The organism is Selenomonas sp. AE3005, assembly GCF_000686945.1.
GTDB lineage: Bacteria > Bacillota > Negativicutes > Selenomonadales > Selenomonadaceae > Selenomonas_A.
Genome location: NZ_JMME01000001.1, coordinates 105763 through 120130, shown reverse-complemented (window position 1 = coordinate 120130; position 14368 = coordinate 105763). Strand labels below are relative to the sequence as shown.

Below are 14368 nucleotides of genomic sequence, written 5' to 3'. Positions count from 1 at the left end.
ATAAGGACGTTGTAATTTTATGTGAAAACTATTAAATTTTGCTTAGAAACAGGTGTTTTTTTCGTGGATAATCCATATCTTGACCAGGCCCGGGAGCTCTTGCGCAAATTCTACGGCTATCAGGACTTTCGTCCGGCGCAGCGCCCTGTGGTCGAAAGCCTTTTATCCGGGCAGGATACGGTGGCCATCATGCCCACCGGTGCCGGCAAATCCATTTGCTTTCAGCTGCCGGCGTTGGTTTTTCCCGGTATAACGCTGGTTATATCGCCCCTGATATCCCTGATGAAGGACCAGGTGGACTCCCTGCTCGAACAGGGAGTGCCTGCCACTTATATCAACAGCCAGCTTTCCCTTGATGAATCACAGCAGCGGCTGGCCGCCATTGCCGCCGGCCGGTACAAACTCATTTATGTGGCACCGGAACGGCTCGACACCGATTATTTCCGGTATATTATCGAACAACAGGAAATTTCTATGGTCGCAGTGGACGAGGCTCACTGCCTGTCCCAATGGGGGCACGATTTCCGCCCCAGCTACCGGCAGATTGCCCCCTTTATCGCCAGTCTCCCCCAGCGGCCGTTGGTCAGTGCTTTTACCGCTACGGCCACGCCCGAAGTCAAAGAAGATATCGTAACTCTCCTGCACCTGCGCCAGCCGCGTATCCATGTTACCGGTTTTGACCGCCCCAACCTCTACTTTGAAGTGCGCCGCGGCGAGGACAAGAAAAAATATATCACCGGTTTCATAAAAAAACACCCCGAAGAATCAGGCATTATCTATGCTGCCACACGCAAAGAAGTGGACAGCCTTTATGAGTACTTAAAGAAGAAGAAATTCGCCGTAGGACGCTATCATGCCGGCATGTCAGACAAAGCCCGCAATCAAGCGCAGGAAGATTTTCTCTACGATAATGTCCAGGTCATTGTCGCCACTAATGCGTTCGGCATGGGCATTGACAAGTCAAATGTCCGCTATGTTATCCATTATAATATGCCCAAGAATATCGAGGCTTATTATCAGGAGGCCGGCCGCGCCGGCCGTGATGGCGAACCGGGCAGCTGTATTCTCCTGTTCTCCCCGCAGGACGTTATGACACAGAAATATCTCATTGACGTGTCAATTGAAAACGAGGAGCGCAAGGCCCATAATTTGGGCACCCTGCAAAAGATGGTGGACTACTGCCACACCCCGGAATGCCTGCGTCATTTTATCATTCATTACTTCGGCGGTGCCAGCACGGACGTCACCTGTGACAACTGCGGCAACTGCAAAGCCGGGCTGGAACGGATTGACGTTACCATCGACGCCCAAAAAGTATTCTCCTGCGTCTACCGCATGCATGAATCCTTCGGCCTGACGCTGGTGGCGCAGGTACTAAAAGGCTCTAAAGACAAGCGCGTCAGGGAGCTGCATTTTGATAAGCTCTCCACCTTCGGCTTATTTAAGGAACGGACGCTGGCCGATATCAAACTGCTCATTCAGCGCTTTATCGCCACGGATTACCTGGCATTGACGGAAAGCAAATATCCCGTAGTCACCCTGCGGCCGTCTGCTTATCCCGTCCTCAAAGGGCAGGAAAAAGTCTATCAGGCCGTACCCCAGCCCGAAAGGGAAAAAGAGCCCGCCGCGCCGGAGCTCTTTGACCATCTGCGCCATCTGCGCAAAGAAATTGCCACCCGGGAACATGTACCACCGTATGTGGTCTTTTCCGACGCCACCCTGCGTGATATGTGCCGCGTCCAGCCGCAAAGCCTGGACGAAATGCTCACAGTCAAAGGTATCGGTGAACAGAAACTGCGCAAATACGGTCAGGAATTTCTGGAGTGCCTTCAGAAAAACAAATAAACAACAAAAAATACGTTGGCGAAAAACGCCAACGTATTTTTTACTTACAGAGATATTATTGTTCCGTGCCCGGTTTGGTATTGGCTTTATCCTGAGCACTCTTCAGCGGTCTCCAGGTACGGAGGGATTTACGGCGGATTTCACTCTTGCCTGCCGGCGTCTGTTTCCAGTAGTTGCCGCTCTTGTCAAGCGCCGGTTCCCAGTCACCATAGGTCGGATTCGGCAAAACGATGAAACGCTTGCCAAATTCACTCTTATGAGCATCTACGAGAGCGTTGCGTTCCTTCTGGCTCTTATGGTAGGAGCCAATCGGCAAATCACCCGTGTTGTCACCCATGAATACTACCACATCATAGTCCTTCATAACCTGCTGGAAACGTTCCATCTTATCGCTCTTGTCAGTCTTCAAAAGCATGTGCTTTTTATCAACCTGCGGAAAACCGAGAGCTTTCATATTCTTAACAGAACCTTCGTACTGGGTTTTCATGCTGCGGTTAGTGACATAGAAGATTTCCACACCCAGCTTGTCAACTGCCTGCAGGTATTCCGTTGCCCCCGGCATAGCCGTTGCTTTAGCAGCTGCGCACCATTCATCCCAGGTAGCATTGCTGTAGGCATTGCCTGTACCAATCAAACCAGCCTCAAAAGCGCTGTTGTCCAAAACGGTTTCATCAGCGTCCAGAACAATAGCCAGCGGCTTGTCGCCTTTTTTATGATTAGCCACCGCTGCTTTTACACGGTCAAGGGCTGTGTTGTAAGCCTGATAGCAAAGTTCACGATATTCCGCGGAGTTCTGGAACCATGCCACAGCCATGCCCATTTCATTGTTCAGCTGTTCCTGAGTGTAGTTTGCCGGTACATCGGCAGCATAGCTGGTGGACAGCGGCGTTGCCAACACAGACACACCCATAGTCACTGCCAGCAATAAGCTATGTTTCTTACCTAAGAATTTCATCTAAACATCCCCTTAAAATATCACTTGCAGGCCTATAGAAAAAGGCAACCCTCAATTAGAAAGTTGCCTTTTTCAGCCTGATTACGGCTTTTTTATTACATCATGCCGGGCATGCCCATACCCGGGGCACCGCCAGCCGGCATAGCCGGTTTTTCTTCCGGCTTATCAGCAACCAGCGTTTCCGTGGTCAGAACCATGGAGGCGATGGAGGCAGCGTTCTGCAGAGCGGAGCGCGTAACCTTAGCCGGGTCAACGATACCAGCTTTAATCATATCAACGTATTCGTTCTTGAGAGCGTTGAAGCCGATGCCGTCACCAGCCTTCTTCACTTCTTCAACAACTACGGAGCCTTCGAGGCCGGCGTTGTCAGCAATCTGACGAACCGGTTCTTCGATAGCACGGCGAACGATGTTTACGCCAACCTTTTCGTCGCCTTCCACGTTGATTTTGTCGAGTGCCGGCAGAATGTCGATGAAGGTCGTGCCGCCACCAGCTACGATACCTTCTTCAACAGCAGCACGGGTTGCGTTGAGGGCATCTTCGATGCGGTACTTCTTGTCCTTCATTTCAACTTCGGTAGCAGCACCGATTTCGATAACAGCTACGCCGCCAGCCAGTTTAGCCAGACGTTCCTGCAGTTTTTCCTTGTCGAAATCAGAAGTCGTTTCGGCAATCTGTTTCTTAATCTGAGCTACGCGGGCTGCAATAGCGTCCTTATCGCCTACACCATCAACGATAGTGGTTTCTTCCTTCGTGGAACGAATCTGACGAGCGCGGCCAAGGTCGTCGAGCGTTACGCTGTCGAGCTTGCGGCCGAGTTCTTCGCTGATAACCGTACCACCCGTGAGGATAGCGATATCTTCGAGCATAGCCTTGCGGCGGTCGCCAAAGCCCGGAGCCTTCACAGCCAGAGCCTTGAAGGTGCCGCGGAGCTTGTTGACAACGATGGTCGTCAGAGCCTCGCCGTCTACATCTTCAGCGATAACAGCCAACTGCTTGCCCTGTTTTACAACCTGTTCCAGAATCGGCAGGATATCAGCAATAGCGGAAATCTTGCGGTCCGTAATCAGAATGTACGGGTCATCGAGAACAGCTTCCATCTTGTCCGTATCCGTTACGAGGTACGGGGAGATGTAGCCGCGGTCAAACTGCATACCTTCTACAACAGAGAGGTTCGTAGCCATGGACTTGGATTCTTCTACGGTGATAACGCCGTCCTTGCCAACTTTTTCCATAGCCTCAGCGATGAGTTCGCCCGTTTCTTCGTTAGCGGAAGAAATCGTAGCAACCTGAGCGATATCAGCCTTGCTTTCAATCGTCTTAGCCTTGGACTGGATTTCGTCAACCAGAGCAGCTACAGCCTTGTCAATACCCTTTTTGATAATCATCGGGTTGGCACCGGCAACAACGTTGCGCATACCTTCACGAATCATAGCCTGTGCGAGCAGCGTTGCCGTCGTCGTACCATCACCAGCGATATCGTTGGTCTTGGTAGCAACTTCTTTAACGAGCTGTGCGCCCATGTTTTCGAACGGATCTTCGAGTTCAATGTCGCGGGCAATCGTTACACCATCATTGGTGATGGTCGGAGCGCCGAATTTCTTTTCGAGCACTACGTTGCGGCCTTTCGGGCCAAGGGTTACTTTTACGGCATTAGCCAGTGCGTCAACACCGCGGCCCAGAGCGCGGCGAGCCTCTTCGTCAAACAGAATCTGTTTAGCCATTTATATTACCTCCAGAAAATACACTTAATTAGAGAATTGCCAGAATGTCGCTTTCACGGACAATCAGATACTCTTTATCGTCAACTTTGACTTCAGAACCAGAGTATTTGGAGAAAACAACCGTATCGCCGGCTTTAACCTCCATAGCAGCGCGTTCGCCGTTTTCCAGGAGCTTGCCCGTACCCACAGCTACAACCGTGCCCTTCTGGGGTTTTTCCTTAGCCGTATCCGGCAGTACAATACCGCTGGCGGTCTTTACATCGCCCTCAGCAACTTCAATGACAACTCTTTCGCCCAATGGCTTAATCATAGGTATCTTCCTCCTATATCATGAAATACGTTGTTAAATTGTTAGCACTCGTTAAGTCTGAGTGCTAAGCACAGTTCTTATAGTAATATTTTTTAGTCAAAATGTCAATATCTATTCAGCAAAAAGTCAAAAAAACAAAAACAGGCTTATCATTGCCTGCCGGCTGAAAAAAACGTATAATAATATAGAAATTCGCTTAGAGGAGTGTCTCTAATTATGAATCTTTCTGTATCCGCTTTAAGTAAAATAGCAGCGCTGGCGTCTGTCAGCATCGTTGTTGGCGTAGCGGCTGTCGGCAGTATTTCCGTTTCCCTCACCAACCAGAACAAGGTGATTATGGGTGTACAGGCCCATGGCACCAGTCTGGCCGGCATGAGCCGCGAGGAGGCCCGGCAGTTCTTCACCGGGGTGGCCAATAACCGGCTGAACCGCAAGGCAGCTGTTTTAAGCTATAAGGACCGCAGTTTTACCATTAACCCGGCCGATATCAAGCTGCAGGGCAATATTGACAAGGCCGTAAACGAGGCCTATAACATCGGGCGTGACGGCTCTGCTGCCCAGAACATAATCATGCAGATGTACTACGCCATGTTTGGCAGGTCTGTCACCATGGACGCGAGCTTTGACGAACAGCTGCTAAGCGACAAGCTGCTGCAGATAAAACAGTCACTGGACACGCCGCCTGTCAATGCCACAGCAATGCTGCAGGCAGACGGCACTATCAAAAAAACACCGGCTGTCACAGGGCTGACACTGGATATTCAGCCGCTTATCACGGCCATGACGCCTGAATTGCAGCAGATGAATCTGACTATCAAGCTCCCGTTAGAGCCGGCCGAACAGCCCCCCTTTATCCAAGACGCAGATTTAGCCGCTATGGACACTGTGCTCAGCTGCTACACTACCAGCTTTTATCCCGGTGACCGTGGCGATAACATCGGCCTGGCCGCCGACAAATTGGAAGGCGCTTTGATAAAGCCCGGTGCCTCCCTATCCTTCAACACGCTGGTTGGCAAACGCACCCGTGAGGCCGGTTATAAAAACGCCGGTGTCATTGTCAACGGCGAACCGGCCGTCGACGTGGGCGGCGGTGTATGTCAGGTCAGCTCCACGCTATATAATGCCATTTTACTGGCCGGTCTTACGCCCGTGGAACGCACAGGGCATTTTATTCCGTCAAGCTACGTACCGGCTGGCCGTGACGCCACCGTTGCCGATGACCTCATTGATTTTGTTTTCCGCAATCCCCTGCCCCATCCTGTATATCTGACCGTGGGCAATACAGGCACCCGCCTGACAGTATTTGTACTGGGAACCAAAGCCGATTTAAAAGGACAAACCATTTCCCTGATTACCGAAGGTGCCGCCTTGAAACCGTCCCTTTACCGCCTCTGGCGTCAGAACGGCGAAATCATTGATAAAGAGTATCTTCATACAGACAGCTATAATCCCCCCAAACCTCAGGCCTGATAAATAAAAATAAATAAAATTAAGCCAGCACCTTTCAAAATGAGCGTGCTGGCTTTTATAACGCCGTTGTTCCAGTTTTGCCATAGGCAAAACTTCCTCTTGGCGTTTCAACGAGGCGGGAGATATGCTCGCCGCCTGTTTTGGTATTCGTGCCCCCACCTGCTGAGGTGGGGGACATTTTCTTGCCTCGTTATAATATCTTAAGTTTAGCAGATTCCTGTCAACATATAGAAGAGAATACAAAGGAAGGGCACGAGGAATTTCAGCCCCATGATTACAGCAATGTCAAAATACGATTCGTTATGCGTCAGACCGCAGATGGCCAGCAACGTAACCAACGCGCCGCAATGCGGTACGGGGTCGATGCCGACAGACGCCACGGCGACAATACGGTGCAGTACCTCCAAGGGAATCCCGGCGGCAATAGCCATCGCTGCCCACTGGTCACCCAGAGCCGACAAGGCGATGGTCAGACCACCGGAGGCCGAACCTGTGATACCACACATGATGTTAGTGGTGATAACGGCTGACAGCAGCGGTCCAAAGGAGGCCGCAATACCCACGAGCCATTCCGTCACCGGAGCAAAGCCCGGCATAGCGGTGATAACGCAACCGAAAGCATAGCCCGAGGCAACATTCAATGCTGCCGAACCGGAGGACAGGGCTGCGTAGTTTACCGTAGGCAGGAAACCATCCGTAACCTTAAGCCGCTTGCGGCCGATGATAGCAGCGGCAATACTGCTGAGAATCAAGGCCACGCTGATGGACCAGATAGCAGACACCTTACCTACCTGCGAGGCCAGCAGGGAGAGTTTAAGCGGCCCAAAAGCTGCTAAGCTGTCCTCGTTCCAGTGAAAGCCCCACTCCCAGCCGAAGGGATTGGACAGCACCACGTTGATGACAATAACCATCAGCAGGGGCACCATCGCCCAGTACCATGGAATGTTAATTTTTGGGTTACGCTTTTTGCGGCCGTCACTGCCGTGTTCACCATAGCCTTCCCCCTGTGCCTGCAGCTGTTTAGCCCGGCGGCCAATCCAGCCCCAGCCGATAAGCAGGAATAAAATCGAGGCAAACAGGCCGATACCCGGAGCAGCCCAGGTGCTTGTCTGAAAATATGAGGACGGAATAATATTCTGAATTTGCGGAGTTCCGGGAAGAGAAACCATCGCAAAGGAAAAGATACCTACCCACAAAGCCGCCGGCAGCAGTCTCTTCGGTATATCTGCTTTCTTAAATACCACCGCGCCGAAAGGATACATGACAAAGGCCACGACAAACACCGACAGGCCGCCGTAAGTCAAAGCGCCACAGCCCATGAGCACCGCTAAGATGGCCCGCTTTTCCCCTAAAACGTCCACAATCTTACCGGCAATGGCCGATGCCAGACCGCCTTTTTCCATCAATTTTGCGAACACCGCACCAAATAAAAATACTGGATAATATGTCTTTACATATTCAGCCAGGCGGGTCATATAGAGCTCACTGTATACCGGCAAGATATCAAACATACTCGCCAGAGCTGCCAGACCGGCAAAAAACGGCGCAATCAGAATAATTGACCAGCCGCGGTAGGCAAAATACATAAGTCCTAAAAGTGCTAATCCTATACAAAGTGCTTCCATGGTGTCCAAAGACTCCCCTCAATAAGAAATATGCTATCCCCGATAGTCGTATATAAATGGAAAAAAATAAGCTCCGATACTCATCGGAGCTGCTGCTAAAAAGCAACTAATCCATAGAACTGAATGAAATGTATGAGCATTTCTCCCCGCCGAAAATATCGACGGGAAAAACTTTTCGACAAATAGGCAAAATAAAAGCTCCTCCCGCGCAGGGAAGAGCTATCTTACGCTACTCGAAAATACCCACACTAACTCAGGTCCTAAATCTTCTCAGTACCGATAAATCTCCATCCCCATCACTCGCAGGTCCAAGGAACCAGCACGGCTCCTAGCGGCGATTGTCAATCAGGCAGTTCTCCTGGCTCCAGATCTTTGCTCACCTACGCCTTCCCAGAGATAAATCTCCAGTGACATAACTATGCAGGCTCACTCCCTGTTACAGTGGCGGGACCGCGCCGGCTTATACCGGCTTCCCTATTAAGTCTCAGACACCTGATCCAATCCATATTCTATTGGTCTTTTCGTTTACAGTATGTATATTAGCATAAATTATTTTTATTGTCAATGCAATAAAATATTTTTCTCGGAAAACCTAAAAAGACCATCACCGGAATCCCGGCGACGGTCTGCTGTGTTATTGCTGAGTGCGGACAACTTCTACTTCCACATAGTCAATAGGACCGGAAATAGGTACCGACGGTTTGCGAACCTTAGCCGTAACAGACTTAAAGTGCGGATACTTAGCCAGCAGTCTGTCACCCATGTGCGCTGCTAAAGCGCCGAGCATCTGATAACGCTTATTTTCCGTGATATCTTTGACAATGTCATAAACAGCTGCCGGGTCTACGCCGTCTTTGAGTTCATCAGTGTCGGCCATTCTGTCGTCCTTGGTTTCGACCTCGATGTCCACATAGAATTTCTGTCCCTGTTCGCGTTCGTATTCATAAACGCCATGAAAACCGTAAAACATCATGTTGTGGATTCTAATCTTTGCCATTGTGGTCACTCCTATCACTAATAAATACACCTGTTATCACAAGGTTCTTATACTTTGTCTATTTCGTGATAGTTATGAAAAATCCTGCCACATCAATAAATTATTCTGTAAACATTTTATCCCAGGCAGCATAAGAGGAAATCAAAAAGCACAGCAAGACAATAAATAAATCTCCCATAGCTCTTACTCCTTTGGCAAATAGAAAAAAACAGGAGAGGCAGGCGCCTCTCCCTACAACGTCATCACATCACCCGACGAGCGCCAACGTAGCAGCCGCCCCAATAGGAGCTGTCTAAAGATGCTACACTAACACCGCGACTGGAAGACGCATGAATAAACTGACGGTCGCCAAGGTAAATGCCCACATGGGACACTCCCGGTGCATACGTCGAAAAGAATACCAGATCCCCCGGCATCAGTTCCCCAGTGGGTGAACCGTAATCGTACTGCACATCAGCTGTACGCGGCAGGGAAATACCTGCATTTGCAAAGACATACTGGACATAACCGGAGCAGTCAAAACCGCTCGGGCTGGTACCACCAAATACATACGGAACACCGAGGTACTGCATGGATTCGGAAATAATGGTACGGTTGATGTAGTTGCTGCCATGCGATACTACCGGCATGGATTTGCCGAGCAGTGCTGCATAAGTAGACGAACCTACCTGTCCATCGACATCCATACCATGGGATGCCTGAAATGCCTTTACCGCCTCAGCTGTTGCAGGACCGAAATCCCCATCTGCCGATACGTCATAGCCAAGACGGACCAATTGTCCCTGTATCTCAGCTACATCTGTGCCTTGGTCCCCCACACGAAATGCCGAAGCACTGCAAAGGGAAAACCAGCACATAAGGATCATGGACAGCGCAAACACGCGCTTAGTTGCTTTACTCAAAAAGCCAACTCCTCTCTCTGTTCGCTTACGAGGTTAGCTGCCGGGCTCGGGTAGAGAAGACCACCCGCTGCATTATTCACACAGTCGACAAAGCGCTGTGCAATCGTGAAGTTCGCCCCAAAAGTTTGGTTCCCCCGCTCCTGGGCTGGATTCAGCTTAATCCTATGTTCTTTTTTACCCATATATACAGATACGGCAAAATTTGCCGTAGACCTGCCTGTGTTTGCCGAAATTGCTTTTTGTATATCTTTAAACAATTTTCAGTTTGTTTTCAGAATTCATTCCGGCATGAAAAGTGGCTGTCATCACTGACAGCCAACCTATTTACATTATGTTGTATAAGCAATCAATAAGCCGAGTTTTGTTCCGCCAAAGGCGGCGACAATCATTTATCTAGGCATAACGGTTACCCGTCAGCTCAAGCGACTCAACCCGGAAGGTTCCGCGGGCCGCATCATCCCTTCCCTATTTGGTCTTGCTCCGTGTGGGGTTTACCCAAGCCAGCCAGTCACCTGACTGCTGGTGCGCTCTTACCGCACCTTTCCACCCTTACCAGATAAATCTGGCGGTCTAAATCTCTATGGCACTATCCCTAAGGTCACCCTCGCTGGACGTTATCCAGCACACTGCCCTATGGAGCCCGGACTTTCCTCATCTGATGTCAAAGCATCAGCCGCGATTGTCTTGACAACTTATATCAACAGTTGAAAGTATAACATATTTATTACGTATATGTCAAATTTGGTCTTAAATTCTCTATTACTTCTGATAAAGTCCCTGTCCCCGATAGTACAATGCGCCTAAAGAAAGCAAACCACGGGCACAGAGTTCTACACACATGGCTGCCCATACACCGGCCAGGCCATAAGCCTGTGCCAGATAAACAGCCAACGGAATGCGGATGCCCCACATGGCAACCAAATTTAAAACGGTGGGCATTTTTGTTTCCCCGGCACCGCGGAAAACACTAGTGACGACAATCCCGGCAGCGAAGAGCGGTTCAGCCCAGGCCTCAATGCGCAGGATTTGCGTGCCAGCAGCAATGACCGCCGCGTCACCGGACAGGAGCGCCATCATCTGCGGCGCAAAAATATACATAACAATGCCCATCACGAACATGACGAACATGCCGAGGCCGGCACTAACCCAGCCAAAGCGGCTGGCCAGTTCCGGACGCCCGGCGCCAACACTTTGCCCTACCAGCGTCTGGGCCGCCGTAGCCACCCCGATTCCCGGCATATAGCAAAGACTTTCGGCCGTGATAGCAAAGGAATTAGCTGCCAGGGCAACCGTGCCCAACGGGGCGACAATGCAGGTAAAGGCCACATAGGCACTTCCCATGACAATCTGTTCCAAAGCCATGGGAATGCCCAGTATCGTGGCTTTACGCAATTCCTTTTGCCAGCACAGCAGCTGTTCTTTACGATAACGGAGCAGCCGTGACCTGCGCAGCAACACGTACAGCATAGCTGTCATGCAGCATAATTCTGCCAGAACTGAGCCTAAGGCCACACCGGCGGCGCCCATATCGCCGCCAGGAATCCAGATACACCAGCCAAACACCTCGACCGTACGGGCCGGGAAAATCAGCAGGGCGTTAAAGATAACATCGAGCAGACACATGAGCACACTGAGCAGGCTGGGAATTTTCATACTGCCGCTGGCCTGCAGCATGGACGCGGCAGCAAAGTTCACCGCCAGAAAAGGCAGGCCGAGGGAATATATCCCCAGATACAGCGAGGCATCAGCTGCAATATCAGCTGTACCGCCCAGTAAGAACGGCAGCCGGCCGCTGAGCGCCGCACAGCCCAGACCCAGTGTCAGACTGAAAAAGAATACCGCCCACAGGCCATGACGCACCAGGCTCCGGGCTTTTACATCCTCACCGGCACCAATGGCCTGCGCCAGCTGAATAGTGTACCCCATAGACATGGCAAAGGCCACGCCGCCGATAAGCCAGGTCGTGGAATTTACCAGACCGATGGCCGCGGCCGCGCCGGCGCCAATCATACCTACCATGGAGGCATCAATATACTGCATCATCACCGTGGTGATTTTCGCCATGATAGCCGGTACACTGAGCTGCCAGGTCAGCGTTACCAGTTCCCAAAAAGTAAAGGGCTGATTTTTTCTAATCCGCCCTAAAAGATTCTTACGCATTTATTTTAATTCCACCACCGTGGCACCTGTGCCACCTTCGTTTATATCAGCAAACTGGAAACTCAGGACATTGCGATGGCTTTTGAGGTAAGCATGCACACCCTTGCGCAGGGCCCCCGTGCCCTTGCCGTGGATAATCAGCACCTGGGAAAGTCCGGCGATGATGGCGTCATCAATGAACTTGCCCAGCACCATTTCAGCCTCGTCCACCATCATGCCGCGAATGTCGATATCGCGGCCGATGTTCTGCGTTTTCTGCAGGAAACTCGACGACTGGGAATTTTTGCGGCTGCCAGAGGCTGCCGGCTTTTTCTCCTCCACCTTATGCGCGATAAAGGTGCAGGCATTGGCCTTGATTTTGGTACGCAGGGCGCCGACCTGTACTGTCAGGTCTTTGCCCTGAATTTCCATGACCGTGCCCTTTTGGTCAAGTTTTTTCACATAGACGGTATCACCCACGCGGATTTTACTCAGGTCTATGCGCTGGCCTACGCCCTTTTGCGCCATAATGCCAGGATTAGCCTTGGCTGAGGCCTCATTGAGGCGGCTGCGTGCCTCGGCAATAGCCTGCTGACGGGCCTTGATACCCAGGTCATCAAACTGTTCTTTCAGCTGGCTGATAACCTCTTCTGATTCACGCCTGGTCTGACGGATAAGCGCCGCACTCTTGTCCTTGGCCTTGCGCAGGATATCGCCCTTCTTCTGATTGAGCTCCTCCTTGGCCTTCAGCAGTTTTTCTTCCAGTTTCTTCACCTGCGCCTGCCGTTCGGCAATATCGGCATTACGCTGTTCATACATCATCTTTTCGTTTTCCAGCTGATTTATGACGTGCTCAAACTGTGCATGGTCAGCCTTCACTAGCTGCTGTGCCCGGAGGATTAAGGAATCGGCCAGTCCCAGGCGGCGGCTGATGGCAAAGGCATTGCTGGCACCCGGAATGCCAATCAGCAGGCGGTACGTCGGCCGCAGGGTTTCGATATCAAATTCCACGCAGGCATTTTCAATCCCCTCCCGGGTATAGGCAAAGGTCTTTAATTCGGAATAATGCGTTGTGGCCACCGTCGTGGCCTTGACGGCCAACAGTTTTTCCAAAATAGCCATGGCCAGGGCCGCGCCCTCTTCGGGGTCCGTGCCGGCCCCCAGCTCATCGAGCAGCAGCAGGTCATCGCTTTCCACCCTGTCCAAAATCCGCACAATATGTGTCATGTGAGCCGAGAAGGTGGACAGGCTCTGCTCAATGCTCTGCTCGTCCCCAATATCGGCATATATATTCTGGTACAGGGCGATTTCCGAACCCTGTTCCACAGGCAGATAGAGGCCGGACTGCGCCATAAGCACCATGAGGCCCAACGTCTTCATGGTGACAGTCTTACCGCCGGTGTTCGGACCGGTAATCAGCAGCATGCGGTAATCCGTGCCAATGGTGATATTGGTCGGCACAACCTTGTCCTTATCTATCAGCGGATGGCGCGCCCCGGTGAGCACCGTGCGGCCTTCCTCATTGACCTGCGGACGCACAGCCTTCATTTTGCCGGCCAGCCGGGCTTTGGCAAAGGCAAAGTCCAGGCCGCCCAGAATTTCGCTATTTGCGGCCAAGGTTTCGCGTTCACGGCTTACTTCCCCGGACAGCTGCCGCAAAATCCGCTGGATTTCCTGCTCCTCAGCCAAGGTCAGCTGTTTCACATCGTTATTTAATTCCACCACGGCCATAGGCTCGATAAACAGGGTGGAACCGCTGGCCGACTGGTCATGAATCAGGCCTGGGAAATGGGCCCTGTACTCCGCTTTTATCGGAATAACATAACGCTCATCACGAACCGTGACAATCGCGTCCTGAAACATTTTCTGGTACGCACCATCGTGGAGAATGTTATTTATCTTATCCTTAATGCGCACCTGCGAGGATTTGAGCTCGCGGCGGATACGGCGCAGCTCCACGCTGGCATCTTCACGCATATTGCCATGTTCATCAATGACATTATTAAGATTGCGCTCGAGCTGGCCCAAAATTTCAATGCCGCGGGCCCATTCCTTTAAAATGGGCGCCTCAATTTCCAAGTCACGGAAGAAATACTTTACTGTGCGCATGGCATACATAATGCTCATGACATTCTGCAATTCTTCCAGTTCCAGTACCGCCCCCTTGCCGGCCTTTTTCAAAATCAGGCGGATATCGCGAATGCCGCCCAGCGGCGGCGCGGCAAACGAGCTTACCTTCAGGGCCTCCCCTGTTTCCTCCTGCCACTGGCTGACTTCATCAAAGTCAGCACTCGGGCAGAGTTTCCGGGCCTTTTCCTTGCCCAGGGTGGAGCTTGCCTGTTCGGCCAGCATGGCGGTAATCTTTTCATATTCTAGTATCTTAAAGGATGTTTGTTCCATT

The 14368-nt window shown here is 51.3% G+C and carries 10 protein-coding genes, 1 other RNA gene and 2 riboswitches; of the genes, 2 read left to right on the top strand and 9 right to left on the bottom strand.

Translation table 11 applies throughout. The annotated features are described in order from the left end of the window. Positions 1 to 63 precede the first annotated feature (63 nt). Positions 64 to 1845, top strand: a complete 1782-nt coding sequence (recQ, locus tag DL94_RS0100575) for a DNA helicase RecQ (RefSeq protein WP_028128460.1) — start codon at positions 64 to 66, stop codon at positions 1843 to 1845. A gap of 55 nt (positions 1846 to 1900) precedes the next feature. On the opposite strand, the gene DL94_RS13795 is transcribed toward recQ, so the two are convergent. The 3 genes from DL94_RS13795 to groES all read right to left on the bottom strand — a co-directional run bounded on the left by DL94_RS13795 (position 1901) and on the right by groES (position 4834). Beyond that, the gene (locus DL94_RS13795; protein WP_051586225.1) at positions 1901 to 2800 is read right to left on the bottom strand and encodes a 5'-nucleotidase, lipoprotein e(P4) family; all 900 of its coding nucleotides are present in this window, start codon (positions 2798 to 2800) and stop codon (positions 1901 to 1903) included. Between the two features lie 95 nt (positions 2801 to 2895). Then, complete coding sequence (gene groL, locus DL94_RS0100565) at positions 2896 to 4524, bottom strand: chaperonin GroEL (protein ID WP_028128459.1); 1629 nt, start codon at positions 4522 to 4524, stop codon at positions 2896 to 2898. Between the two features lie 28 nt (positions 4525 to 4552). Beyond that, positions 4553 to 4834: a co-chaperone GroES gene (groES, locus tag DL94_RS0100560; protein ID WP_026760357.1), complete on the bottom strand. Its 282-nt coding sequence runs from the start codon at positions 4832 to 4834 to the stop codon at positions 4553 to 4555. Positions 4835 to 5050: 216 nt separating this feature from the next. Here groES and DL94_RS0100555 point away from each other — a divergent pair, with 216 nt between their 5' ends. Continuing rightward, positions 5051 to 6304 (top strand): VanW family protein, encoded by a 1254-nt coding sequence (locus tag DL94_RS0100555; protein WP_051586224.1) that lies wholly within the window; start codon positions 5051 to 5053, stop codon positions 6302 to 6304. 206 nt (positions 6305 to 6510) lie between these two features. Here the strand turns inward: DL94_RS0100555 and DL94_RS0100550 are convergent, their stop codons facing one another. The 6 genes from DL94_RS0100550 to DL94_RS0100525 form a co-directional block, all read right to left on the bottom strand. Beyond that, positions 6511 to 7929 carry a GntP family permease gene (locus DL94_RS0100550; RefSeq protein ID WP_028128457.1) on the bottom strand — a complete coding sequence of 473 codons (1419 nt, stop codon included), beginning with the start codon at positions 7927 to 7929 and terminating at the stop codon, positions 6511 to 6513. Positions 7930 to 8259: 330 nt separating this feature from the next. Further along, a riboswitch (cobalamin riboswitch) is annotated at positions 8260 to 8440 on the bottom strand. Between the two features lie 123 nt (positions 8441 to 8563). Then, positions 8564 to 8926, bottom strand: coding sequence for a dihydroneopterin aldolase (gene folB, locus DL94_RS0100545; protein ID WP_028128456.1), 363 nt, complete (start codon positions 8924 to 8926; stop codon positions 8564 to 8566). 242 nt (positions 8927 to 9168) lie between these two features. Beyond that, entirely contained in the window at positions 9169 to 9792 is a 624-nt protein-coding gene (locus DL94_RS0100540; protein ID WP_081798737.1) for a C40 family peptidase, read from the bottom strand. Positions 9793 to 9834: 42 nt separating this feature from the next. Next, a riboswitch (cyclic di-AMP (ydaO/yuaA leader) is annotated at positions 9835 to 9995 on the bottom strand. Between the two features lie 168 nt (positions 9996 to 10163). Continuing rightward, positions 10164 to 10523, bottom strand: an RNA gene (gene rnpB / locus DL94_RS15125) — RNase P RNA component class A. A 64-nt stretch (positions 10524 to 10587) separates the two neighbouring features. Further along, positions 10588 to 11988: an MATE family efflux transporter gene (locus DL94_RS0100530; RefSeq protein ID WP_028128453.1), complete on the bottom strand. Its 1401-nt coding sequence runs from the start codon at positions 11986 to 11988 to the stop codon at positions 10588 to 10590. After that, entirely contained in the window at positions 11989 to 14367 is a 2379-nt protein-coding gene (locus DL94_RS0100525) for an endonuclease MutS2 (protein WP_028128452.1), read from the bottom strand. Between the last annotated feature and the right edge of the window lies 1 nt (position 14368).